Origin of the sequence: Hydrogenophaga sp. IBVHS2, from assembly GCF_002127215.1 — a bacterium.
Taxonomy (GTDB): Bacteria; Pseudomonadota; Gammaproteobacteria; order Burkholderiales; family Burkholderiaceae_C; genus Hydrogenophaga.
On the sequence record NZ_NFUT01000005.1, the window covers coordinates 189,446 to 211,950 of the forward strand.

The 22,505-nt window shown below is 67.7% G+C and carries 22 protein-coding genes; 10 read left to right on the forward strand and 12 right to left on the reverse strand.

Translation table 11 applies throughout. The features are described 5' to 3' along the window. Window positions 1-3: 3 nt before the first annotated feature. Window positions 4-1,371: an ammonium transporter gene (locus CAP38_RS13300; RefSeq protein WP_086121899.1), complete on the reverse strand. Its 1,368-nt coding sequence runs from the start codon at window positions 1,369-1,371 to the stop codon at window positions 4-6. Window positions 1,372-1,653: 282 nt separating this feature from the next. Here CAP38_RS13300 and CAP38_RS13305 point away from each other — a divergent pair, with 282 nt between their 5' ends. Further along, complete coding sequence (locus CAP38_RS13305) at window positions 1,654-2,418, forward strand: TSUP family transporter (RefSeq protein WP_086121900.1); 765 nt, start codon at window positions 1,654-1,656, stop codon at window positions 2,416-2,418. A 21-nt stretch (window positions 2,419-2,439) separates the two neighbouring features. Here the strand turns inward: CAP38_RS13305 and mrdA are convergent, their stop codons facing one another. Genes mrdA through CAP38_RS13325 form a run of 4 tightly spaced genes read right to left on the reverse strand, consistent with a single transcriptional unit; the run spans window position 2,440 to window position 6,893 of the window. Then, window positions 2,440-4,383 carry a penicillin-binding protein 2 gene (mrdA, locus tag CAP38_RS13310; RefSeq protein ID WP_086121901.1) on the reverse strand — a complete coding sequence of 648 codons (1,944 nt, stop codon included), beginning with the start codon at window positions 4,381-4,383 and terminating at the stop codon, window positions 2,440-2,442. Between the two features lies 1 nt (window position 4,384). After that, a complete protein-coding gene (gene mreD, locus CAP38_RS13315) occupies window positions 4,385-4,915 on the reverse strand; it encodes a rod shape-determining protein MreD (RefSeq protein ID WP_086121902.1) in 531 nt (176 codons plus the stop codon). Continuing rightward, window positions 4,912-5,823: a rod shape-determining protein MreC gene (gene mreC, locus CAP38_RS13320; RefSeq protein ID WP_086121903.1), complete on the reverse strand. Its 912-nt coding sequence runs from the start codon at window positions 5,821-5,823 to the stop codon at window positions 4,912-4,914. Before mreC ends, mreD begins: the two co-directional genes overlap by 4 nt. A 26-nt stretch (window positions 5,824-5,849) precedes the next feature. Then, on the reverse strand, window positions 5,850-6,893 hold the full coding sequence (locus CAP38_RS13325; RefSeq protein ID WP_086121904.1) for a rod shape-determining protein: 1,044 nt from the start codon (window positions 6,891-6,893) through the stop codon (window positions 5,850-5,852). A 250-nt stretch (window positions 6,894-7,143) separates the two neighbouring features. Between CAP38_RS13325 and gatC the strand changes: the two genes are divergently transcribed. Genes gatC through gatB form a run of 3 tightly spaced genes read left to right on the forward strand, consistent with a single transcriptional unit; the run spans window position 7,144 to window position 10,384 of the window. Then, complete coding sequence (gene gatC, locus CAP38_RS13330) at window positions 7,144-7,443, forward strand: Asp-tRNA(Asn)/Glu-tRNA(Gln) amidotransferase subunit GatC (RefSeq protein WP_086121905.1); 300 nt, start codon at window positions 7,144-7,146, stop codon at window positions 7,441-7,443. Beyond that, window positions 7,440-8,930 carry an Asp-tRNA(Asn)/Glu-tRNA(Gln) amidotransferase subunit GatA gene (gatA, locus tag CAP38_RS13335; RefSeq protein ID WP_086121906.1) on the forward strand — a complete coding sequence of 497 codons (1,491 nt, stop codon included), beginning with the start codon at window positions 7,440-7,442 and terminating at the stop codon, window positions 8,928-8,930. The genes gatC and gatA overlap by 4 nt, the downstream gene beginning before the upstream one ends. Window positions 8,931-8,932: 2 nt before the next feature. Continuing rightward, on the forward strand, window positions 8,933-10,384 hold the full coding sequence (gatB, locus tag CAP38_RS13340; RefSeq protein ID WP_086121907.1) for an Asp-tRNA(Asn)/Glu-tRNA(Gln) amidotransferase subunit GatB: 1,452 nt from the start codon (window positions 8,933-8,935) through the stop codon (window positions 10,382-10,384). On the opposite strand, the gene CAP38_RS13345 is transcribed toward gatB, so the two are convergent. After that, a complete protein-coding gene (locus CAP38_RS13345) occupies window positions 10,353-11,033 on the reverse strand; it encodes a DUF4124 domain-containing protein (RefSeq protein ID WP_143435830.1) in 681 nt (226 codons plus the stop codon). The genes gatB and CAP38_RS13345 overlap by 32 nt on opposite strands. An 8-nt stretch (window positions 11,034-11,041) precedes the next feature. Beyond that, a complete protein-coding gene (pyrE, locus tag CAP38_RS13350; protein ID WP_086121908.1) occupies window positions 11,042-11,740 on the reverse strand; it encodes an orotate phosphoribosyltransferase in 699 nt (232 codons plus the stop codon). A 10-nt stretch (window positions 11,741-11,750) separates the two neighbouring features. Here pyrE and CAP38_RS13355 point away from each other — a divergent pair, with 10 nt between their 5' ends. From CAP38_RS13355 to CAP38_RS13365, 3 genes are read left to right on the forward strand one after another with little or no spacing between them, the layout of a single operon-like run. After that, window positions 11,751-12,542 carry an exodeoxyribonuclease III gene (locus CAP38_RS13355; protein ID WP_086121909.1) on the forward strand — a complete coding sequence of 264 codons (792 nt, stop codon included), beginning with the start codon at window positions 11,751-11,753 and terminating at the stop codon, window positions 12,540-12,542. A 15-nt stretch (window positions 12,543-12,557) separates the two neighbouring features. Beyond that, window positions 12,558-14,033 (forward strand): MBOAT family protein, encoded by a 1,476-nt coding sequence (locus tag CAP38_RS13360; RefSeq protein ID WP_086121910.1) that lies wholly within the window; start codon window positions 12,558-12,560, stop codon window positions 14,031-14,033. A 31-nt stretch (window positions 14,034-14,064) separates the two neighbouring features. After that, window positions 14,065-15,120, forward strand: coding sequence for a hypothetical protein (locus CAP38_RS13365; RefSeq protein ID WP_086121911.1), 1,056 nt, complete (start codon window positions 14,065-14,067; stop codon window positions 15,118-15,120). A gap of 32 nt (window positions 15,121-15,152) precedes the next feature. Here CAP38_RS13365 and CAP38_RS13370 read toward each other — a convergent pair whose 3' ends face one another. From CAP38_RS13370 to CAP38_RS13385, 4 genes are all read right to left on the reverse strand, one after another. Further along, complete coding sequence (locus CAP38_RS13370; protein WP_179188551.1) at window positions 15,153-15,473, reverse strand: c-type cytochrome; 321 nt, start codon at window positions 15,471-15,473, stop codon at window positions 15,153-15,155. Window positions 15,474-15,551: 78 nt separating this feature from the next. Next, a complete protein-coding gene (locus CAP38_RS13375) occupies window positions 15,552-16,826 on the reverse strand; it encodes a sorbosone dehydrogenase family protein (protein WP_086121912.1) in 1,275 nt (424 codons plus the stop codon). A 133-nt stretch (window positions 16,827-16,959) separates the two neighbouring features. Further along, window positions 16,960-17,853, reverse strand: coding sequence for a dienelactone hydrolase family protein (locus CAP38_RS13380; RefSeq protein WP_086121913.1), 894 nt, complete (start codon window positions 17,851-17,853; stop codon window positions 16,960-16,962). 30 nt (window positions 17,854-17,883) lie between these two features. Then, on the reverse strand, window positions 17,884-18,366 hold the full coding sequence (locus tag CAP38_RS13385) for a MarR family winged helix-turn-helix transcriptional regulator (protein WP_256924455.1): 483 nt from the start codon (window positions 18,364-18,366) through the stop codon (window positions 17,884-17,886). A gap of 132 nt (window positions 18,367-18,498) precedes the next feature. Between CAP38_RS13385 and CAP38_RS13390 the strand changes: the two genes are divergently transcribed. Continuing rightward, on the forward strand, window positions 18,499-19,146 hold the full coding sequence (locus CAP38_RS13390) for an MBL fold metallo-hydrolase (RefSeq protein ID WP_086121915.1): 648 nt from the start codon (window positions 18,499-18,501) through the stop codon (window positions 19,144-19,146). Between the two features lie 21 nt (window positions 19,147-19,167). Here CAP38_RS13390 and CAP38_RS13395 read toward each other — a convergent pair whose 3' ends face one another. Further along, on the reverse strand, window positions 19,168-20,046 hold the full coding sequence (locus CAP38_RS13395; protein ID WP_086121916.1) for a M48 family metallopeptidase: 879 nt from the start codon (window positions 20,044-20,046) through the stop codon (window positions 19,168-19,170). Window positions 20,047-20,062: 16 nt separating this feature from the next. Between CAP38_RS13395 and CAP38_RS13400 the strand changes: the two genes are divergently transcribed. Continuing rightward, window positions 20,063-21,034: a glycosyltransferase family 2 protein gene (locus tag CAP38_RS13400; RefSeq protein WP_179188552.1), complete on the forward strand. Its 972-nt coding sequence runs from the start codon at window positions 20,063-20,065 to the stop codon at window positions 21,032-21,034. Between the two features lie 33 nt (window positions 21,035-21,067). After that, a complete protein-coding gene (locus tag CAP38_RS13405; protein WP_256924456.1) occupies window positions 21,068-22,423 on the forward strand; it encodes an MFS transporter in 1,356 nt (451 codons plus the stop codon). The last annotated feature ends 82 nt before the right edge of the window (window positions 22,424-22,505 follow it).

The following is a 22,505-nucleotide window of genomic DNA, read 5'->3' on the forward strand; positions in this document are numbered from 1 at the left end:
GCTTCAGTGCCCCAGCTGTTCGTTGTGCAGCGACAGGTCCAGTCCGGTGCGCTCGGCCCCCTCGGTCACCCGCAAGGCCACGAAGCGCGAGGTGATCCACAGCACCACGGTGGTCATGACCACGCTGTAGCCCAGCACCGCCACGCACGCGATCAGCTGGGCCGACAGACTGGCCTGCACGCCCGAGATGGCCGGATCGGCCAGCAGGCCGGTGAGCACCGCACCCACCAGGCCGCCCACGCCGTGCACGCCGAAGACATCGAGCGAATCGTCGGCGCGCAGCATGCGCTTGAGGGCGGTGGCGCCCCAGTAGCAGGCCACGCCGGCCACCAGGCCGATCACCAGCGCCCCACGCAGCGTCACGAAGCCGGCCGCCGGCGTGATGGCCACCAGCCCGGCCACCACGCCCGAGCACAGGCCCAGCAACGTGGCGCGCTTGCGGGCCAGCCACTCGGCCGCCATCCAGGCGATGGCGCCGCTGGCAGCCGCCAGGTGAGTGACGGCCATGGCCAGGCCCGCGCGGCCGTCGGCGGCCAGCGCCGAGCCGGCATTGAAGCCGAACCAGCCCACCCACAGCAGGCCGGTGCCCGCCATGGTCAGGCCCAGGTTGAAGGGCACGAAGGGCTCACGGCCGTAGCCGCTGCGCGGCCCCAGGGCATAGGCCACCACCAGCGCCGCCGCACCGGCATTGATGTGCACCACCGCGCCGCCGGCAAAGTCCAGTGCGCCCAGCTGTGCCAGCCAGCCACCCGGCTCCCACACCCAGTGCGCGATCGGCACGTACACCGCCAGCAGCCACAGCCCGGTGAAGATCAGCAGGGCCGCAAACCGCATGCGTTCCACCAGGGCGCCCACCACCAGGGCGCAGGTGATGATGGCGAACGTGAGCTGGAACATCGCAAAGACCGATTCGGGCACATGTTTGGCCATGTGGCTCACCGCCACCTGTCCGGTGCTGCCCAGAAAGTCCAGCCCGGCAAAGCCGATGCGCTCCAGCCCGCCGATGAAGCCGCCGGCCGCTCCTCCTGGCGTGAAGGCCAGCGAATACGCCAGCGCAAACCACAGCACGCTGACCAGGGCCGCAATGCCCACCACGCTGGCCATGGTGTTGATCACATTGAAGCGGCGCACCATGCCGCCATAGAACAGTGCAATGCCGGGCAGCGTCATCAGCAGCACGAGTGCGGTGCTGACCATCAGCCAGGCGGTGTCGGCGCCTTGCAGGGTGTTCGCGGCCACCAGGGCGGGACCGCTGGGTGCCTGGGCGGCGGCGGTGCCTGCGGCGCCCACAGAAGCCCAGAGGGTCGCCAGGGCCACAGAACGGTGCGACAGAAGGTGAAACGAGCGGGAAAAGCGTCGAATCCGGTGCATCGGGCATACCTTTCGTAACAGGTACGGCCATTCAGCATTTCCTGTGCCAATGCAGGGAAAGCCCGTATGCACTGTGCTGGTGCCATACCCTACAGTGCATGCACTCGCTGCCGCAGCCCCTGCGGCGAACCGCGGGGGACCGAGGAGACAACCCAGTCCAACCAGAACACACCCGGATCAAGGCCCACAGAGGCCGCCGGACGCATCCCAGCCGACCTGTCCAGGTCGGCTTTTTTTTGGCCATCGCAGGCGGCGACAATCGCCGATTGCCCTGACCGCCCCATGGAACTCCTGCTCATCTCCCTGGCCTCGCTGGCCGCCGGCTTCGTCGACTCCATCGTGGGCGGCGGCGGCCTGATCCTGCTGCCCGCCCTGTTTGCCACCTTCCCGTCGGCCCATCCGGCCACCTTGCTGGGGGTCAACAAGAGCGCCTCGGTCTGGGGCACCGTTTCGGCCACGTTCCAGTACGCCCGGCGGGTCGAGATGCCCTGGCAGGCCCTGTTGCCGGCCGCCGGCCTGGCCTTTGCCGGCTCCATGCTGGGCGCCTGGGTGGTCACCCAGGTCTCGCCCGACGCGCTGCGGGCCTTGCTGCCGCTGGTGCTGCTGGCGGTGCTCATCTACACCCTGGCCCGCAAGGACCTCGGCCGCGACCACGCGCCGCGTTTCAGCGGCCGGCGCGAGACCGCCGCCGCCTGCGTGCTGGGCGCGACCATCGGCTTCTACGACGGCTTCTTCGGCCCGGGCACCGGCAGCTTTCTGGTGTTCCTGTTCGTGCGCTGGCTGGGCTACGACTTCCTGCACGCCAGCGCCAGCGCCAAGCTGCTCAATGTGGCGTCCAACGTGGCGGCCCTGTCGCTGTTTGCGTGGAAGGGCCACATCTGGTGGCACTACGTGGTGGCCCTGGGCCTGGCCAATGTGGTGGGCAGCGTGCTGGGCACCCGCATGGCGCTCAAGCACGGCAGCGGCTTCGTGCGGATCGCCTTCATCGTGGTGGTGTCGGCCCTGATCCTCAAGACCGGGTGGGACGCCTGGGTGCGGATGCCCTGAAGCCAGGGCAGCACCGGGCGGTCACTGCGGCGTCATGTCGCTCAGCTTGAGCGGCGTGCCCAGGGGCGCGCCCGCCTGCCCCTGCTGGACGGCGGCGATGTCCTGCGGGTTGGGGTAGAGGCCGGCGATGAGGTAATCGAACACCCGCCGCGCGATGGGGGCTGCGGCGGCCGCACCGAAACCGGCGTTCTCCACCACCACCGCCAGCGCCACCCGCGGCGCATCCACCGGGGCGAAGGCCACGTACAGCGAGTGGTCGCGCTGGTGCTCTTCGAGCTTGCGGGCGTCGTACTTGTCCTTCTGGCCGATGGTCACCGCCTGGGCGGTGCCGGTCTTGCCGCCGCTGGTGTAGGACGCCCCCGCAAACACGCGGGTGGACGTGCCCTCGGTGGTCACGGCCTGCATGGCGCGCAGCACGGTGGCCACATGCTCCGCCTTGTAGCCCAGGTTCACCGGCTCGGGGCGCGGAATGGGCGTGCGCTCGCCGGTGATGACGCTCTGCGTGGCCAGCGTGAGGTGGGGCTTGTGCTGCACGCCGCCGTTGGCCAGGGTGGCCATGGCATGGGCCAGCTGCAGCATGGTGAAGTTGTTGTAGCCCTGGCCGATGCCCAGCGAGATGGTCTCGCCGGCGTACCAGCGCTGCTGCTCGGGCCGTTTGTAGGTGGCGCGTTTCCAGGCCTGGCTGGGCAGCACGCCGCGCACCTCGCCCTTGAGGTCGATGCCGGTGATCTGGCCGAAGCCCAGCGGCTTCATGAAGTCGTGCATGCGGTCCACGCCCATCTCGTTGGCCAGCGAGTAGTAGTAGGTGTTGCTCGACTTGACGATGCTGCGGTGCATGTCCACCGCGCCCAGGCCGGTGTCGCCGTGGCTGCGGAAGCGGTGGTTGCCGAACATCCAGAAGCCGGGGTCGTTGATGACGGTGCTCGCACTGCGGGTGCCGGTCTCCAGCGCGGCCAGCGCCATGAAGGGCTTGTAGGTGGAGCCGGGCGGGTAGGTGCCGCGCAGCGCCCGGTTGAGCAGCGGCTTGTCGATCGACTCGTTGAGGGTCCGCCAGTTCTCGACGTCGATGCCGTCGACGAACAGGTTGGGGTCGAAGGTGGGCTTGGAGACGAAGGCCAGCACCTCGCCGTTGCGCGGGTCGATGGCCACCAGCGCGCCGCGCCGCTCGCCGAAGAGCTCTTCCACCAGCTTCTGCAGCTGCAGATCGATGGAGAGCACCACGGTGTCGCCCGGGGTGGCCGCCGATGAGGCCAGCGAGCGCACCGCGCGGCCGCCGGCCGATGTCTCGACCCGTTCGAAGCCGGTGGCGCCGTGCAGGGTCTGCTCGTACTGCTGTTCGGCGCCGAGCTTGCCGATGTATTCGGTGCCGCGGTAGTTGGCCTGGTCCTCCTCGGGCCAGTCGGCCATCAATTCCTTTTCGCGCTGGTTGATGCGGCCGATGTAGCCCACCACATGGCTGGCGGCCTCGCCGTTGGGGTACTGGCGCAGCAGGCGGGCCTTGACCTCCACACCGGGGAACCGGTAGCGCTGGGCGGCAAAGCGGGCCACCTCCTCGTCGGTCAGCCGGGTGCGGATGGGCAGCGAATCGAAGCTCAGCGATTCCTCGCGCAGCCGCTTGAAGCGGCGCACGTCGCGGGGCTCGATGTTCACGATGCGGGTCAGCTCGGCGATGGTCGCGTCCAGGTCGCGCACCTTGGACGGCGTGATCTCCAGCGTGTAGGCCGAGTAGTTGGTGGCCAGCACCCGCCCGGTGCGGTCGATGATCTGCCCCCGGTTGGGCACCACCGGCAGGATCGCGGTGCGGTTGCTCTCGGCCTGGGCCAGCAGCTCGTCGTGGCGCACCACCTGCAGCCAGACCAGCCGTGCGGCCACCAGACAGAAGGCCACCAGCACGGCCAGGCCGATGACCAGCACCCGGGTCCGGAACAGGGCCAGGTCGGACTCGACGTTGCGCAGCTCGGTCATGTCAGAGCGGTCGGTTGTCGTCCGGGTCGGGCGCGCGCCGCTGGGGTGCCAGCAGCAGCACCGTCACCACCGGCCACAGCAGGGCCTCGATGGCCGGTGAGAGGAAGTTCTCGATCCCCGGAAACGGGTCGCCCGCCGCCATGCGCACCAGCCACTGCAGCACGTTGGCGGCGATGAACAGGGGCAGCACCTGCAGCGCCTGCTGGGGCACCGGGAACCACAGCAGCCGCCGGTGCATGGCAATCGCACCGAAGCCCAGCACCGTGTAGGCCAGGGCATGCTGGCCCAGCAGCGAACCCTGGTGCACATCCATGGCCAGGCCGAAGAAGAAGGCAGCACCCACGCCCACCCGCAACGGCTGGTGCACGCTCCAGAACACCAGCACCACGGCCAGCAGATCGGGCACCCAGGCCGCACGGCCGAACAGGCCCATGTTGAGCACCATGTTGGCCAGCAGGGCCATGATCAGGCTGAGCCAGATGAAGACCGGGTTGGCCGGCAGCAGCAGCTGCTGGCCGGGACGCATGATCATGGCGACGTCCTCCCGGCACTGGTGGCGGCCTCGTCGGGCACCGAGGGTGCGGGCTCGCCGGTGAGGTTGAGCACGATCACGTGCAGCGCCGCCTGCACCCGGGCCACCGGTTCGCAGCGGATGCGGGCGAACGACGAGTCGGCGGCGCGCTCGATGTCGGTCACCCGGGCCACCGCCAGGCCGGGCGGGTAGACGCCGTCCACACCGCTGGTGGTGAGCAGGTCGCCCACCGCGATGTCGGCATTGGCCACGGTGTAGCGCAGCTCCATGCCGTCACCGGCCCGCGAAGGCTGGCCGAACGCGATGCTGCGCACGCCGGTGCGCGCATTGAGCACCGGAATGGCCTGGTCGGGGTCGACCAGCAGGCTGACCTCGGACACCAGCGGGTACACCCGGGTGACCTGTCCCAGCACCCCGGATTCGTCGATGACCGGGGCCCCGGCCTTCACGCCATGGGTCTGTCCGCGGTCGATCACCACACGGCGGGTGTAGGGGTCGGCCGCGTCGTACAGCACCTGGGCGCCGATGCCTTCGACCTGCGCGCGTTCGCGCAGGGCCAGCAGTTCGCGCAGTCGGCGGTTCTCCAGGCTCAGTTGCTCGACCTGCTGGCTGCGTTCGGACTGGCGCGCCAGCCGCTGCAGGGCCTCGGCCTCCAGCGAGCGCGACTGTTCCAGCGACGTGAAATAGCCCCGCACCGCGATGGCGGCCTCGATGGGCTGCATCACCAGCCACTGGCCGGGGTAGATGACGGTGGCCAGCGCGGTGCGCAGCGGCGTGGCCACCTTGAAGCGCAGGTCGGCCACCATCAGGAACAGCGCGATCGCGCTGAACACCATCAGCTTGGACAGGGCCGACGGGCCCTGCTTGAAGAAGGGCGGGGGGGTGCGGTCCAGGGTGCCCAGTGGCATGTCGGCTCGCCCGGAACGGGTGGGACTTATTCGCTGGTGAAGATGGTGCCCAGGCGCTCCATGCGCTCCAGGGCCATGCCGCAACCGCGCACCACGCAGGTCAGCGGCTCTTCGGCCACGAGCACCGGCAGGCCGGTTTCTTCGGCCAGCAGGCGGTCCAGGTCGCGCAGCAGTGCGCCGCCGCCGGTGAGCATCATGCCGCGCTCGGCGATGTCGGCGCCCAGCTCGGGCGGCGTGTGTTCCAGCGCCATCTTCACCGCGGTCACGATGTTGTTGAGCGGGTCGGTCAGGGCTTCGAGGATCTCGTTGCTGGAGATGGTGAAGCTGCGCGGCACGCCCTCGGAGAGGTTGCGGCCCTTGACTTCCATTTCCTTGACTTCAGAGCCGGGGAAGGCAGAGCCAATGTTTTTCTTGATCGCTTCGGCGGTGGGTTCGCCGATCAGCATGCCGTAGTTGCGGCGGATGTAGGCAATGATGGCGTCGTCAAAACGGTCCCCGCCCACGCGCACGCTGCCCTTGTAGACCATGCCGCCCAGCGAGATCACGCCCACCTCGGTGGTGCCGCCGCCGATGTCGACCACCATGGAGCCCGACGCGTCGGACACCGGCAGGCCGGCGCCGATGGCCGCGGCCATGGGTTCTTCGATCAGGTAGACCTCGGAGGCGCCGGCGCCCAGGGCCGATTCGCGGATGGCACGGCGCTCGACCTGGGTGGAGCCGCAGGGCACGCAGATGATGATGCGCGGGCTCGGCTTGAACATCGAGCGCGGGTGCACCATCTTGATGAACTGCTTGAGCATCTGCTCCGTGACCGTGAAGTCGGCGATCACGCCGTCTTTCATGGGGCGGATGGCTTCGATGTTGCCGGGCACCTTGCCCAGCATGGCTTTGGCTTCGTGGCCCACCGCCTGGATGGTCTTCTTGCCCTGGGGGCCGCCTTCGTGGCGGATCGACACCACCGACGGCTCGTCCAGCACGATGCCCTTGTTGCGGACGTAGATCAGGGTGTTGGCAGTGCCGAGGTCGATGGCCAGATCGGTCGAGAACTGCCGACGGAACGCTTCAAACATGGTGAGTGGGTCCTGTGGGGCACATCCGTCGGGGAGGGCGGACAGGCCCTGGTTGGGGTCCGGAAAGTGGTCCGGGAAACGGGTCCAAGTGCTTGATTTTTCGGAGAAAACCGCAAGCGCCGGAGACGGGTCCCTAAACCTTGGATAATACCGCAACCCCTGTGCATAACTGCACGCGAACCGGCGGTTTCGACCCGTTTACGCGCGGTTCACGCGCGCCGGTCGCCCCGATCCCACTCCCCAACCCGCCATGTCCCTCACCCTGAACGACATCGGACGCATCGCCCAGCTGGCCCGGCTGGAACTCGATGCCCCCCAGCGCGAGCGCCTGCTGGGCCAGCTCAACGGATTCTTCGACATCGTCGAACAGATGAAGGCGGTCGACACCACCGGTGTCGAGCCGCTGGCCCATCCCACCGCCGTCATGCAGGCGGTGGCCCTGCGCCTGCGCCCCGACGAGGTGACCGAGCCGAACCGGCGCGAAGCCAACCAGGCCAGCGCCCCGGCCGTGGAACGCGGTCTGTTCCTGGTGCCCAAGGTGATCGAATGAAAGAGCTGCACCACCTCGGCGTGGCCGGCCTGGCCGATGCCATGGCCGCCGGCCAGACCTCCAGCGTGGAGGCCACCCGGCACTTCCTGGACCGTGCCCGCGCACACGCCGGCCTCGGCGCCTACCTCGCCATCGACGAAGACGCCGCCCTGGCCCAGGCGACCGCCGCCGACGCCCGCCGTGCCGCCGGCGAACAGGGACCGCTGCTCGGTGTGCCGCTGGCCCACAAGGACATCTTCGTCACCCGCGGCCTGCCCACCACCGCCGGCTCGAAGATGCTGGCCGGCTACCGCAGTCCGTTCGATGCCACCGTGGTGGCGCGTCTGGCGCAGGCCGGCGCGGTCACGCTGGGCAAGCTCAACTGCGACGAGTTCGCCATGGGCGGCAGCAACGAGAACTCGGCCTTCGGCGTGGCCCGCAACCCGTGGGACCCGAGCCGCGTGCCCGGCGGATCGTCGGGTGGTTCGGCCGTGGCGGTGGCAGCCGGCCTGGCCGCCGCGGTCACCGGTACCGACACCGGCGGGTCCATCCGCCAGCCCGCCAGCTTCTGCGGCGTCACCGGCATCAAGCCGACCTACGGCCGCTGCTCGCGCTACGGCATGGTGGCCTTTGCCTCCAGTCTGGACCAGGCCGGCCCCATGGCCCGCAGTGCGGCCGACTGCGCCGTTCTGCTGTCGGCCATGGCCGGCCCCGACATCGACCGCGACTCCACCAGCCTGGACCTGCCGGCCGAGGACTACACCCGCCTGCTCGGCCAGCCGCGCAATGGTGCCACCGCCGCGCAGCCGCTCAAGGGCCTGCGCATCGGTCTGCCGCGCGAGTTCTTCGGCGAGGGCTGTGCGCCCGACGTGCTGGCCGCCGTGCGCGCCGCGCTGGCCGACTGCGAGAAGCTCGGTGCCACCCTGGTGGAGGTGTCGCTGCCGCGCACCGAGCTGTCCATCCCGGTCTACTACATCATTGCCCCGGCCGAGGCCAGCTCCAACCTCAGCCGTTTCGACGGCGTGAAGTTCGGGCACCGTGCCGCCAAGTACGGCGACCTGGTCGACATGTACCAGAAGACCCGCGCCGAGGGCTTCGGCCCCGAGGTGCAGCGCCGCATCATGATCGGCACCTACGTGCTGAGCCACGGCTACTACGACGCCTACTACATCAAGGCCCAGCAGATCCGCCGCCTGATCGCGCAGGACTTCCAGCAGGCCTTCGCGCAATGCGACCTGATCGCCGGCCCGGTGGCCCCCACCGTGGCCTGGACCCTGGGCGAGAAGGGCGACGACCCGGTGGCCAACTACCTGGCCGACATCTACACCCTGTCCACCTCGCTGGCCGGGCTGCCCGGCATGAGCGTGCCGGCCGGCTTCGGCGCCGGGGGTCTCCCGGTGGGTCTGCAGCTGGTGGGCAACTACCTGAAAGAGGCCGAGCTGCTGCAGGCGGCCCACGCCTTCCAGCAGGCCACCGACTGGCACACCCGCATCCCGCAAGGCTTCTGACCATGAGCAGCAGTACTTCCCTTCTGGTCCGGGGCTACGAGGTCGTCATCGGCTTCGAGACCCATGCCCAGCTGTCCACCCGCAGCAAGATCTTCAGCCGCGCCGCCACCGCCTTCGGTGCCGAGCCCAACACCCAGGCCTGCGCGGTGGACCTGGCCCTGCCCGGCACCCTGCCGGTGATGAACCGCGCCGCGGTGGAGCGGGCCATCCGCTTCGGTCTGGCGGTGGGTTCGCACATCGCCGAGCAGAGCGTGTTCGCGCGCAAGAACTACTTCTACCCCGACCTGCCCAAGGGCTACCAGATCAGCCAGTTCGAGATCCCGGTGGTGCAGGGCGGCGAGGTGAGCTTCTTCCTGGGTGATGAGAAGAAGACGGTGCGCCTGGTGCGCGCCCACCTGGAGGAGGACGCCGGCAAGAGCCTGCACGAAGACTTCGTGGGCCAGAGCGGCATCGACCTGAACCGCGCCGGCACGCCGCTGCTGGAAATCGTCACCGAGCCCGACATCCGCTCCAGTGCCGAGGCCGTGGCCTATGCCCGCGAGCTGCACAAGATCGTGACCTGGATCGGCATCTGCGATGGCAACATGCAGGAAGGCTCCTTCCGCTGCGACGCCAACGTCTCGGTGCGCAAGCCCGGGGCCCCGCTGGGCACCCGGCGCGAGATCAAGAACCTCAACAGCTTCAAGTTCATGCAGCAGGCCATCGATTACGAGGTCCGCTGGCAGATCGAGCAGATCGAGGACGGCCATGCCATCCAGCAGGCCACCGTGCTGTTCGACCCCGACACCGGCGAGACCCGGGCCATGCGCACCAAGGAAGACGCGGCCGACTACCGCTACTTCCCCGACCCCGACCTGCCGCCGCTGGTGATTGCCCGCTCATGGGTGGACGAGGTCAAGGCCGCCATGCCGGAGCTGCCGCGCGCCATGGCCGAGCGCTTCGTGCAGCAGTACGGCCTGCCCGAATACGACGCCACCACGCTCACCCAGAGCCCGGCGATGGCGGCCTACTTCGAGGCGGCCGCCCAGGCCAGCGGACAGGCCAAGATGGCCAGCAACTGGATCATGGGCGAGGTCTCGCGCCGCCTCAATGCCGAGGAGCGCGACATCGCGGACGTGCCGGTGGACGCTGCGGCCCTGGCCGCACTGCTGGGGCGCATTGCCGACAGCACCATCTCCAACAACGCGGCCAGGCAGGTGATGGACGCGCTCTGGAAGGGCGAGGGCCCGGTGGACGCCGTTATCGAGGCCAAGGGCCTCAAGCAGGTGAACGACACCGGCGCGCTGGAGGCGATCATCGACGAGGTGATGGCGGCCAACGCCGAGATGGTGGCGCAGTTCCGCGCCGGCAAGGAGAAGGCCTTCAACGCCCTGGTGGGTCAGGCCATGAAGGCGAGCAAGGGCAAGGCCAACCCCCAGCAGGTCAACGACCTGCTGCGCCAGAAACTGGGCTGACCGGCCCGGCGGCGCCCGGACCCCAGAGCTGGCGCAGGCGGGCCAGCTCCTCGTCGAACCGTGCATTGATGCGCTGCTTCTCGCGCAGCTGGGTGTCCAGGAAACGCTTCTGCACCTCGAACTGGGCGGTGTTGTCGTCCAGCTTGCGCTTGAGCCAGGCCGGGGCCTTGGACGGGTCGGACTGGTAGAACTCCAGCTCGGTCTCGATCTCCTTGCGCTGCGCCTTGAGGTTGTCCTCGCGGCGCTGCACGGCAGCGATCACGTCGTCGATCTGGCTCAGCACCTCGGCCCGCTCGCGGTCATGGGCTGCCTGGTTGGGGTAGCGCAGCAGCAGGGCACGCTCGCGCCGGCGTTCCTCGGCGATCCGGGCCTTTTCCTCTTCCTCGGCGCGCTGGCGGGCCTCGATGGCCGCCCGTTCTTCCCGGGTGTAGCTGGGGGGCAGCACCTTGCGCACGGTGCCGGTGCTGCCGCGCACCTCCTGTTCGCGGTCGATGCAGGCGGCAATCGGCCGGTCGGAGGTGTGGCGTTTGCCGGTGCGGTCGACGCAGGTGTAGATCTCGCCGGTGGCCTGCGCGCCTGCCGGGCCGGTGGCACCGAGCGTGGCAAACAGACACATCACGGCAGCGATCGGGTGGCGGGCGGCAATCATGGGCGGGTTCAGGTCACACCGTAGCGTTGGCGGTAGGCCAGCACGCGGTCGCGGTGCTCGCCCGATGCAGAGGAAGGTTGTACATCGAGATACTGCAGCAGATCGCTCAAGGTGGCAATGGCGCACACCTGCAGGCCCAGCTGGCGTTGTACGTATTGGACGGCGCTGTGGTCCACATCGCGCACCTGGCCGTCCGGGCCGACCTCGGTGGCCTTTTCCTGTCGGTCCAGGGCGATGGCCACCGCATGCGGGGTGGCCCCGGCGGCGCGGATGATGGCGATCGACTCCCGGGCGGCGGTGCCGGCCGACATCACGTCGTCGACGATCAGCACCCGGCCCTTGAGCGGCGCGCCCACCAGCGTACCGCCCTCGCCGTGGTCCTTGGCTTCCTTGCGGTTGTAGGCAAACGGCACGTTGCGACCCAGTCGGGCCAGCTCGATGGCCACCGCCGCACCCAGCGGAATGCCCTTGTAGGCCGGGCCGAAGATCATGTCGAACTCGAGGCCGCTGGCGACCAGGGCCTTCGCGTAATATCCGGCGAGCCGACCCAGTTTGGCGCCGTCGTCGAACAGGCCTGCGTTGAAGAAGTAGGGACTCAGGCGCCCCGCCTTGGTCTTGAACTCGCCAAACTTCAGCGCGCCGGCCTCCACGCAGAACTGCACGAATTCCTGAGCCAGTGCCGGGCCGTTGCCCGCCTTGTCCACCATGGGTGATCCCTTGTTCAAACTCACCAGCCTCAACCTCAACGGCATCCGTTCGGCCTCGACCAAGGGGCTGGAATCCTGGCTGGCGGCACACCGGCCGGATTGTATTTGCGTGCAGGAGGTCAAGGCCCAGGCGCCGGATGTGGCCGGGCGCTTCGAGACGCTGGCGGGGCTGCAGGGGCACTTCCACTTTGCCCAGAAGAAGGGCTATTCGGGCACCGGCATCTACACCCGGCAGGCACCGACCGAGGTCATCACCGGCTTCGGCAACCCGGAGTTCGACGCCGAGGGCCGCTACACCGAACTGCGCTTTGACACGCCATCGCGCCGCTTCTCCATCATCAGCGCCTACTTTCCCAGCGGATCGTCCGGCCCGGAGCGCCAGGAGGCCAAATTCCGTTTCCTGGATGCGTTCTTCCCGCACCTGATGGCGCTGAAGGCGCAGCGTGAATTCATCCTGTGCGGCGACGTCAACATCGCGCACCAGGAGAAGGACCTCAAGAACTGGCGCAGCAACCAGAAGAACAGCGGCTTCCTGCCCGAGGAACGCGCCTGGATGACCCGTTTGCTGACCGAGGGCGGGCTGGTCGATGTGTACCGCCGGCTGCAGCCCGACACCACCGACACCTGCTACACCTGGTGGAGCAACCGCGGGCAGGCCTATGCCAACAACGTGGGCTGGCGCCTGGACTACCACCTGGCCACACCGGCCGTGGCCACCACCGCCCGCACCGAGGCCATCTACAAGGGCGAGAAGTTCTCCGACCACGCGCCCATCACCATCGAGTACGAACTGCCACGCTGATCGTCTGCCGCCGTCGTGCTCTTCAATTCGTACACCTTCCTGTTCCTCTACCTGCCGCTGGTGCTCGGCGGGTTTTTCCTGCTGGGACGTTTCCATCGCCCGTCCGCCGCGGCCTGGCTCTTCGGGGCTTCGCTGGTCTTCTATGGACTCTGGAGCTACGCCTATGTGGGCCTGCTGCTGCTGTCCATTGCCTTCAATTACGTCGTCGGGGTGGGACTGTCCCGGGCCGTGGCGGCTGGCAGGCCCGGCCAGGTGAAGGGGCTGCTGTGGTTCGGGGTGGTGGTCGACCTGGGCTTGCTGGCCTACTTCAAGTACGCCAACTTCTTCGTGTCGTCGGTGGGGGCGCTGGCCGGCGTGTCCTGGGAGCTGGCCGAGATCGTCCTGCCGGTGGGCATCTCGTTCTACACCTTCACCCAGATTGCCTTTCTGGTCGATGCCGCCCGGGGCGAGGTGCGGGAGACGCACCCGGTGCACTACGGGCTCTTCGTCACCTACTTCCCGCACCTGATTGCCGGCCCGGTGCTGCACCACAAGGAAATGATGCCCCAGTTCGCCCGCGCCGAGACCTACCGGCCCCATTGGGAGAACCTGGCGGCGGGCTCGGCCATCTTCGTCATCGGTCTGCTCAAGAAAGTGATCGTGGCGGACAACATGGCGCCCTACGCCACGCCGGTGTTCCAGCTGGCGGCGGGTGGCGGCGATGTGTCGTTTGCCCAGGCCTGGGCGGGTGCGCTGGCCTACACCTTCCAGCTGTATTTCGATTTCTCGGCCTACTCCGACATGGCGGTGGGCCTCTCTCGCATGTTCGGTGTGCGCCTGCCGCTGAACTTCGACTCGCCCTACAAGGCGGTGAACATCATCGATTTCTGGCGCCGTTGGCACATGACGCTCTCGCGCTTCCTGCGCGACTACCTCTACATCGCCCTGGGCGGCAACCGCCACGGCAAGCTGCGCCGCTACATGAACCTGTTCATCACCATGCTGCTGGGCGGCCTGTGGCACGGCGCTGCCTGGACCTTCGTGGTCTGGGGCGCGCTGCATGGCTTGTTCCTGGTGATCAACCATGCCTGGCGGGCACTGCGGCAGCGCCTGGGCCACGACCTGACGCGGTCCACCTGGCTCGGACGTGCTGCCTCCACCGCCCTCACTTTCCTGGTGGTGGTGGTGGCCTGGGTGTTCTTCAGGGCCGACTCGTTCGACGCTGCGCTGCACCTGCTGCGCGCCATGGCGGGCATCGATGGCTGGGACGGGCTGTCCGACCAGGAGCCCAAGGTCTGGGTGACGCTGCTGGTGGGGGCGGTGCTGGTCTGGGCATTCCCCAACTCGCAGCAGATCCTGGCCGACCACCCGCCTGCGCTGGGTGACATCCGCTCCCGCAGCCGCCTTCGCTGGCGCCCGGGCGCGGCCTGGGGCATCGTGATGGCCCTGGCCTTCTTCTACACGTTGACCGAAATGGGGCGGGTGAGTGAGTTCCTCTATTTCCAGTTCTGACCAGCGCACCCGCCAGCTCAGCAGGCGCTTCATGCTCTGGATGCTGCTGCTGGGCTTTCTGCCCGGGGTCGTCTGTTTTGCGCTGGCCGTCCGGATGCAGCCCATCGATGGCGATCTCACGCGCATCGGCGCCTACCCCGAGCGTGACTACGGCTGGAACGCACCGCAGCACGTTTTCCCCCGACCGCTTTACGGCAGCAGCGTCGGCGATGGCGCCGAGGTGCTGGTCATCGGGGATTCCTTTGCCACGGCCATGGGCCAGCACCAGTGGCAGAACCAGGTCGTTGCTGCCTCCGGCATGCGGGTGTCCACCGTCAGTGCGTACGACCAGACTGTCGACCAGGTGATGGCCGAGCCGGCGTACCGTGCGCAGCCGCCCCGCTGGCTGGTGCTCACGCTGGTGGAGCGGCACTTTCCCTCCATGCTGGCCCGGCATGTCAGCTGCCCGGCCGATGCCGCTGCCCGTACGCGGATCGCGCCCACCCGGGCGGAGCCGTTCATCTGGAGCGGCGACGTGCCCGAGGTCCCGATGGCCGTGCCCATCGAGCGCAACACCCGCTGGGATGACTGGCGCCAGGTGCCGCTGGGCGTGGGCTACAAATATGTGCAGCGTTCCCTGTGGCGCGCCGCTACCGGTCGCCAGTCGACCGATGCCTGGGAGTACCCGCTCGATCGCAGCGGCCTGTTCAGCAGCGAACGGTCTGACCGGCTCCTGGTGTTCCGCAAGGACATCCAGAAGTCGGAGCAGTGGGCATCGACCGGAGCGCCCGCGCTGGACTGCATGCTGGATGAGCTGCGTCGCAAGGTAGAGGCCAACGGCCACACCCGGCTGGTGGTGCTGATGGCGCCGGACAAGCTCACCGCCTACACGCCCTGGATCACCGACCCGTCGGTTCGGGGCCTGAGCGAACTCGATGCGCTGGCCAGCCGGCATCCTGACCTCATCCCGCCCGTCCACCGGGCGCTCGAAGCCGCCATTGCAGCCGGCACGCCGGATGTTTACCTGCCCAACAACACCCACTGGGGCATCAAGGGCCATCTGGTGGCCGGCCAGGTGGTCGCCGATTTCCTGCAGCAACGGCGCTGATCGGCAGCGCCATCGTCACGCTGCGGGCCGTCTTACTGCAGCTTGAGGATCCAGCGGGCCAGGGTCACCGATTCGGCCTCGTTCACCTGGGCCTGGGCCGGCATGGGCACCTGGCCCCACACGCCCACACCGCCTTCGCGGATCTTCTTCGAGAGATAGGCCTCGGCGTTGGCGTCGCTGGCGTACTTGGCCGCGATGGCCTTGAACGATGGCCCCAGGGTGTTGCGGTCCACCCGGTGGCAGGCCATGCAGTTCTTGGACTTGTAGAGGTCGTCGTCGCTGGTCTGGGCGGTGGCCGGCAGAGCGCACAGCAGGCCCAGGGCCAGGGCGGGGAGGGTGGTTCGCAGGGTCATGTTCAGCAGGTTCAAAAGATTCGCGGGGGCACCAGGCCCCCGCGAACTGGACTGACGCAGGTCAGGGCGTGGCGGACATCAGTTCGGGGTCAGGCGCGAGATGCTGCCCTCGTCGGCCGCCACATACAGGTTGCCGTCAGGGCCCTGAACCACCGAGCGAAAGCGCACGGCCGGCATGGGCAGGTCGACCTTGCTGCGCACCGACGACTTGCCATCGGCCGAGATGTCCAGGATCTCCAGGCGGTTGCCCACCGGCGTGCCATGGATGCCGATGCCGCCGTAGCCCACCACCATCTTGCCGTCCCAGCCTTTCCACTGCTTGCCGCTGAGGAAGGTGGAGCCGAACATGCCTTGCGACAGCCCCTCGTTGTTCCAGGCCGGGCGCATGGCGTTGGGGTAGGTCTTGGTGTCGGTCATGGGCATGAAGGCGGCACGCTCCTTCGGGTCCATGGCGCCCATCTGGTTGGGGCTGTAGCCGCAGTAGTTGTCCGGGCAGGCGCCACGGCCACCCACATTCGGGCGCGGATCCCAGCCGGCATTGCCGCCCGGCACCAGGGCCGTGACCTCGTCGCTGTGCCACGGACCGTTCTCCGAGGTGAAGGGCTGGTTCGTGCCGGGGCGGAAGGTGATGCCCTGCGGGTTGCGGTGGCCGTAGGTGAATACGCGAGGATCGAAGCCGGCCGGCGCGCCGTTGTTCGGGGCCGCCTTGCCGTTGCGGTCGATGCGCAGCACCTTGCCGCCGATCAGGGTGGGGCTTTGCGGCACCACGCCGTTGTGGGTGTCGCCGGTGGTCACATACAGGAAGCCGTCACCCGGGCTGAAGCGGATGCGGCCGCCGTTGTGGGCACCGGGGCCGCCGAAGGGGTGGTCGCTGGCCTTGGGCTTGTAGGGGATGTCGGCCACGATGTCGGTCCGGTCGGACACGGCGGTCATGGACTCGTTGACCTTCAGGCGGATCACCCGGTTGGTGCCGGGTGCGGTCAGGCTGGAGGTGGAGTAGACGTAGATGAAGCGGTTGCTGGCGAAGTTGGGGTCCACCGCCACACCGGCCATGCCGGCCTGGCCTTCGCAGAACAGGTCGTTGGCATTGGTGGCGTAGCCCTTGGCGTCCTTCATGCCCAGCAGCTTGTTGACCGCGCCGCTGGTCTGGCGAACGGACAGCCCCAGGCACTTCTCGGTGAAGAACATGGTGCCGTTGGGCAGGAAGGCCATGTCCCACGGGCTGTCGAGCTTGTCGACCACCACGGCATGGGTCAGCTTGGGGGCGTTGGCTGCGGTGCTGGGGGTACCGCCGGGGGCGGTGGCACAGGCGACCAGGGTCAGGGGCAGGGCGGCAAGCAATAGCCGTTTCATGGGTTTGTCTCCGATTGTTGGTTTTGCGGATCGCCGCCCCCTGTCGGGGCGGCAGAATTAATAATATTAATTCGCAATCCGCAGTGTCAATCGGGGTGGACAAAACCCCTTCCAGCACGTGGGCGACAGGGTTTCAGACCTTGTGCTTCTTGAACCAGTCGCTGGCCAGCTTCTGGGCGTAGGTGGCAGCCGCCTTGTCGTAGCTGGGCCGGTAGTCGGCGTTGAAGCCGTGGTCCACATTGGGGAACACCACGATCTCCGAGCCGCTGCCGCCCTTGTTGATGAGGCCGCGCATCTTGGCGATGGTTTCCTGCTTCACGAACGCGTCGATGCCCGAGTACAGGCCCAGCACCGGCACCTTGATCTGGTCGGCGAAGTCGATCGGGTCTTCCGGGCGCAGCTCGGGCGCCTTCAGGCCTTCGAGCAGGCCGTAGTACGCCACGGCGGCACCCAGCTGGCTGTTGTGGCGCGCATAGACCCAGGCGGTGCGGCCGCCCCAGCAGTAGCCCACCAGACCGGTGCGCTTGGCATCGGCCTTGCCGCTGGCGCGGGCGAACGCCAGGGTGGCGTCCAGATCGGCGCACACCTGCGCATCCGGCACCTTGGAGACCACCTGCGACAGGATGGTGGGGATGTCGGTCATCTTCGACACGTCACCCTGGCGGGCGAACATCTCGGGGGCGATGGCGTAGTAGCCCATCTTGGCGTAGCGGCGGCACATGTCCTTGATGTGCTCGTGCACACCGAAGATCTCCTGCACCACCAGCATCACCGGGAACTTGCCCGGGCCGGCCGGCATGGCGCGGTAGGCCGGGATCTTGCCGTCGGCCACCGGCACGCTCACCTCGCCGGCCACCAGGCCTTTGCTGTCGGTGACGATGGCCTGCGCCAGCACCGGGTTGGAGGCCACCGCAAAGCCGGTGGCCAGCGAGGTCATGACGAAGCCGCGCCGCGAGGGCATGCCCGATGCGGGGGCTGGCGGGTTCTGGAAGTCGATCGGCTTGAGGCCGTAGTCCATCAGTTTCATGGTGTCTCCTGGGGTTGATTGGAGGAAAGGTCAAGGGGCGGGGTTGCCCTGGGTCAGCGCCAGGCGCAGGGCCTGGAGCTGGAGGGTGAGGGCCCGGCGTTCGGGCGGGGAACACTGCGTGGCGCAGGCCACCTGGGCATGCACTGCATGGGCTTTTTTCTGCAGCGCGCGGCCGGCGGGGGTGAGGGAGATGATCACCGAGCGCTCGTCCTCGGGGCTGCGCTGTCGCAGGAGGTAGCCCTGGGTGACCAGCTTGCGCACCAGCGGCACCAGCGTGCCGGCGTCGAGCGACACCGCCTCGGCCAGCGCCCCGGCGGTCAGCCGGTCGTGCTGCCACAACGCCATCATCACCACGTACTGCGGAAACGTCAGCCCCAGCGGTGCCAGCAGCGGCCGGTAGGTCTTGTTCATGGCCAGCGCGGCCGCATACACCGCAAAGCAGAGCTGATTGCCGAGGAACAGGTCGGCATCGGTCACGGTCTCGAGCGGTGGGCGGGGGCGGGCCTTGGGCATGGCAGTCGATGTGATGTCTGGCGTGCGAGTATATGGTGTACAAAATGTTTGCATGCCAGATGTTGATCAGCCCGCCGGGGCAGGTCGGGTATTGGCCCGATACTTCGCAGCGCTCTTCATCCCTGTCCTGCCATGCTTCGCTACCGCACCCTGCCCGTCACCGCCTTTGCCCAGAACTGCTCCCTCGTCTGGTGCGACCAGACCTTGGAGGCCGCCGTCATCGACCCGGGCGGCGAGATCGAGCGTCTGCTGGCCACGGTGGCCGATCTGGGCCTGCAGCTCAAAGCCATCTGGCTCACCCATGCCCACATCGACCATGCCGGCGCTGTGGGCGAGCTGGCCGAGCGGCTGCAGCTGCCGATCGTGGGGCCCCACCCCGGCGACCAATTCTGGATCGATGCCCTGCCGCAGCAGAGCGCCATGTTCGGCTTCCCGCCGGCGCGGCACTTCGCGCCCACGCGCTGGCTGCAGGACGGCGAGACGGTGCAGATCGGGCAATCGACCCTGACCGTGCGGCACTGCCCTGGCCACACCCCGGGCCATGTGGTGTTTCATTCTGCCGAGGCGCAGCGGGTCTTCGTGGGCGACGTGCTGTTTGCCGGCAGCATTGGCCGCACCGATTTCCCGCAGGGCAACCATGCCCAGCTGCTGGCCAGCATCCGCGAGAAGCTCTGGCCTATGGGCGACGCCACGGTATTCATCCCGGGGCATGGCCCCGAGGGCACGCTCGGTGAGGAGCGCCGGTTCAATCCGTATGTGGGGGAGCGCGCGGGCGGCTGAGCGTCCGGGCCGCGCGCGCGATCAGCCCTTGCGCGCCTGCTCGTACAGCCCCTGCACCTTGGGCACGTTGGCTTCCAGTTCCTTGATGCGGTTCGGGCCGCTGGGATGGGTGGACAGGAAGTCCAGGCCGCCGGCGCCGTTGGCGGCGGTCATCTTCTGCCACAGGGTCACGCTGGCCTGCGGCTGGTAGGCCGATCGGGCGGCCAGTTCCAGGCCCACCAGATCGGCTTCGGATTCGTCGTCGCGGCTGAACTTCAGGCTCAGCAGCTGGGTGCCCAGGTTGGCCGCCACATCGCCCAGCTGACCCAGGCCCAGCAGCTGCGCCGCGATCGACAGACCGATGCCGGTGGCATTGCTCTTGGCCACGCGTTCACGCGCATGCTCGCGCAGGGCATGGGCCATCTCGTGGCCCATGATCATGGCGGCCTCGTCGTCGGTCAGCTTGAGTTTTTCCAGGATGCCGGTGTAGAAGGCGATCTTGCCGCCCGGCATGCAGAACGCATTGATCTGCTCGCTGCGGATCAGGTTGACCTCCCATTTCCAGCGGTTGGCGCGGTCGTTCCACTGAGGCGAATGGGGGATGAGCCGCCGCGCGATGTTGCGCAGCCTCACCACCTGGGGGTCGGTGCCGGCCACCAGCACGCCTTTGCTGCTGGCCTCGGCCATCATCTGGCCGTACTGCTTCTGCGCGGCGCCTTCGAGCTCCTCGGCCGGCACCAGGGTGCGCAGGGCCGATGAACGTCCGACCTCCACCTGGGCTGCGGCCGGCAGGGCTGCGGTCGCCGCACCCGCCGAGGCCGCAAGCAGGAAGCCGCGGCGGGATGACCATCGGTGCGGGGCTGCCGATTCGGGCGCCGGTTCGGTGGCGCGCGGGGCTTTGAGGTCGCAGAAGATGCACATGGGCAAAATGATAGGGATGAAACCCGCTGAGCGAAAGACACATATGCAGGCGAAGAAGAAACTACAAGCTCCCTCCGTCGTCATTCTCATGGGTACATTCAACGGCGAGTCTTACATCCTTGAGCAACTGTCTTCAATCGCTCGACAGACGTTCGATCGATGGTCATTGTGGGCTTCGGATGACGGCTCAACCGACGGCACGCTGGAGATCCTCCACAGGTTTCAGGCTGAGCAATCACCCCGTGAGATCGTCGTGCTCAAAGGTCCTGCACTGGGGTTTGCAGCAAATTTTCTGTCGATGGTCTGCAACCCCCTGGTGGTCGGTGACTACTATGCGTACGCAGATCAAGACGACATCTGGGATGCAGACAAGCTAGAGCGCGCAGTCCGGTGGTTGAATGAGCAAGACCCAGATGTCCCCGCTCTGTACTGCAGCAGCACCACGCTGGTTGATTCCAACAACAAGCTCTTGGGGCAATCGCCCCGTTATCGACGTCCTGCAGCTTTCAAGAACGCCTTGGTGCAGAGCATCGCCAGCGGCAATACCATGGTGTTCAACCAAGCCGCGAGAGCTGCCCTTTTGGCAGCAGGCGCCGATGTGAAGGTGCCTGCTCACGATTGGTGGACTTATCTGGTTGTTTCTGGTGTGGGCGGGAATGTGATGTTCGATCCTCTTCCCACGCTGCGGTATCGCCAGCACGGTTCCAACTTGATCGGTGCTGGTGTGGGATGGGTGGCACGCATTCGACGCCTGCGGGGGATGTTCATGTCTCAAACACGCCATCTTCACGAACAAAACCTTGACGCACTCCAGAGAATCCGGAGCTTGTTTCCACCACACCAAATTGAATGTTGGGATGCGTTCGCACAGGCTCGCCAAGGGAGCATCGTGAATCGATTGTTTGCTCTGCGTCGCAGCGGCGCCTACCGACAGACGAGGCTCAGCAACTTCACTCTGGTCTTGGCGGCGGTGCTGGGCAAACTCTGATTGCCGATATACAAACACCATGAGGAAGGGCCTGTGAGCGAATCATTCGATGACAAGGCGTCCAAGATTACCTGGGCCGAGACCCTGCGCGTCTACCTCGAGCCGGCCAGCCTGCGCATGTTTGCGCTGGGCTTCTCGGCCGGCCTGCCGCTGCTGCTGGTGCTGGGCACGCTCAGTTTCCGGCTGCGCGAGGCCGGGCTGGACCGCACCACCATCGGTTATCTCAGCTGGGTCGGTCTGGCCTACGGATTCAAGTGGTGCTGGGCGCCGTTGGTGGACCGGCTGCCCATACCCGGCCTCACGCGCTGGCTGGGCCGGCGGCGCAGCTGGCTGCTGGTCTCGCAGCTGTGCATCGTGCTGGCCTTGTGCGGCATGGCCTTGGCCGATCCGCGCAGCCAGCTGGATGTGGTGGTGTGGTGCGCGCTCGCCGTGGCCTTTGCCTCGGCCACGCAGGACATCGCGCTGGACGCCTTCCGCATCGAATCGGCCGATGCCCGCCGCCAGGGCGCGCTGGCCGCCACCTACCAGACCGGTTACCGGCTGGCCATGATCTGGGCCGGTGCCGGCGTGCTGTGGCTGGCCGCACGGGCCGAAGTGGCACCGGCCGTGGCCGCCGTGGCAGGCACGCCCGGTGCGCTCTACCAGCAGGCCGCGTGGACCACAGCCTATCTGGTCATGGCCGCCAGCATGGCGGTGGGCGTGGTCACGGTGCTGTTCTCGCGCGAGCCGTCCCGGGTGGAACTGCCGCCGGCGCGCAACCTGGCCGAGTGGCTGCGCGGTGCGCTGATCGAGCCCTTTGCCGATTTCCTGCGGCGCTACCGGGGCCACGCGCTGCTGATCCTGCTGCTGATCGGCACCTACCGCATCAGCGACGTGGTGATGGGCATCATGGCCAACCCGTTTTATGTGGACATGGGCTACACCAAGGACGAGGTGGCCGCCGTGACCAAGGTGTACGGCGTCATCATGACCCTGGTGGGTGCCTTTGTCGGCGGCGCGCTGTCGCTCAGGCTGGGGGTGATGCGGGTGCTGATGCTGGGAGCCATCCTGTCGGCCGCCAGCAACCTGCTGTTCGCGTGGCTGGCGGGCCACGGGCACGACGTGACTGCGCTGGTCATGGTGATCTCGGCCGACAACCTGAGCGCAGGCGTGGCCTCGGCCGCGTTCATCGCCTACCTTTCCAGCCTGACCAACGTGAGCTACTCGGCTACCCAGTACGCGCTGTTCAGTTCGATGATGCTGCTGGCCCCCAAATGGCTGGCGGGCTACTCGGGTGCCTTCGTGGACGCCTTCGATTACCCGACCTTCTTCATGTCCACCGCGGCACTGGGTGTGCCGGTGCTGGTGATCATTGCGCTGGCATCGCGCTGGACCGCCGCGCCCCGCTGAGGGTACAAGCCGCCGCCGGTTTACAAATCTTCACGCCGGGCGCAGCGCAGCTTCATTTGCTGCCGCGAGCATCCGGGCTTCG

Bases quoted from the DNA above. Each gene is read 5' to 3' on its own strand.
- CAP38_RS13400 (WP_179188552.1), top strand. From the start codon at position 20,063: ATGAAACCCGCTGAGCGAAAGACACATATGCAGGCGAAGAAGAAACTA.
- mreC (WP_086121903.1), bottom strand. From the start codon at position 5,823: ATGCCACTGGGCACCCTGGACCGCACCCCCCCGCCCTTCTTCAAGCAG.
- CAP38_RS13345 (WP_143435830.1), bottom strand. From the start codon at position 11,033: ATGATTGCCGCCCGCCACCCGATCGCTGCCGTGATGTGTCTGTTTGCC.
- mrdA (WP_086121901.1), bottom strand. From the start codon at position 4,383: ATGACCGAGCTGCGCAACGTCGAGTCCGACCTGGCCCTGTTCCGGACC.
- CAP38_RS13395 (WP_086121916.1), bottom strand. From the start codon at position 20,046: ATGTGCATCTTCTGCGACCTCAAAGCCCCGCGCGCCACCGAACCGGCG.
- pyrE (WP_086121908.1), bottom strand. From the start codon at position 11,740: ATGGTGGACAAGGCGGGCAACGGCCCGGCACTGGCTCAGGAATTCGTG.
- CAP38_RS13365 (WP_086121911.1), top strand. From the start codon at position 14,065: ATGCTCTGGATGCTGCTGCTGGGCTTTCTGCCCGGGGTCGTCTGTTTT.
- CAP38_RS13390 (WP_086121915.1), top strand. From the start codon at position 18,499: ATGCTTCGCTACCGCACCCTGCCCGTCACCGCCTTTGCCCAGAACTGC.
- CAP38_RS13375 (WP_086121912.1), bottom strand. From the start codon at position 16,826: ATGAAACGGCTATTGCTTGCCGCCCTGCCCCTGACCCTGGTCGCCTGT.
- CAP38_RS13300 (WP_086121899.1), bottom strand. From the start codon at position 1,371: ATGCACCGGATTCGACGCTTTTCCCGCTCGTTTCACCTTCTGTCGCAC.
- gatC (WP_086121905.1), top strand. From the start codon at position 7,144: ATGTCCCTCACCCTGAACGACATCGGACGCATCGCCCAGCTGGCCCGG.
- CAP38_RS13370 (WP_179188551.1), bottom strand. From the start codon at position 15,473: ATGACCCTGCGAACCACCCTCCCCGCCCTGGCCCTGGGCCTGCTGTGC.
- gatB (WP_086121907.1), top strand. From the start codon at position 8,933: ATGAGCAGCAGTACTTCCCTTCTGGTCCGGGGCTACGAGGTCGTCATC.
- CAP38_RS13380 (WP_086121913.1), bottom strand. From the start codon at position 17,853: ATGAAACTGATGGACTACGGCCTCAAGCCGATCGACTTCCAGAACCCG.
- gatA (WP_086121906.1), top strand. From the start codon at position 7,440: ATGAAAGAGCTGCACCACCTCGGCGTGGCCGGCCTGGCCGATGCCATG.
- CAP38_RS13305 (WP_086121900.1), top strand. From the start codon at position 1,654: ATGGAACTCCTGCTCATCTCCCTGGCCTCGCTGGCCGCCGGCTTCGTC.
- CAP38_RS13385 (WP_256924455.1), bottom strand. From the start codon at position 18,366: ATGCCCAAGGCCCGCCCCCGCCCACCGCTCGAGACCGTGACCGATGCC.
- CAP38_RS13325 (WP_086121904.1), bottom strand. From the start codon at position 6,893: ATGTTTGAAGCGTTCCGTCGGCAGTTCTCGACCGATCTGGCCATCGAC.
- mreD (WP_086121902.1), bottom strand. From the start codon at position 4,915: ATGATCATGCGTCCCGGCCAGCAGCTGCTGCTGCCGGCCAACCCGGTC.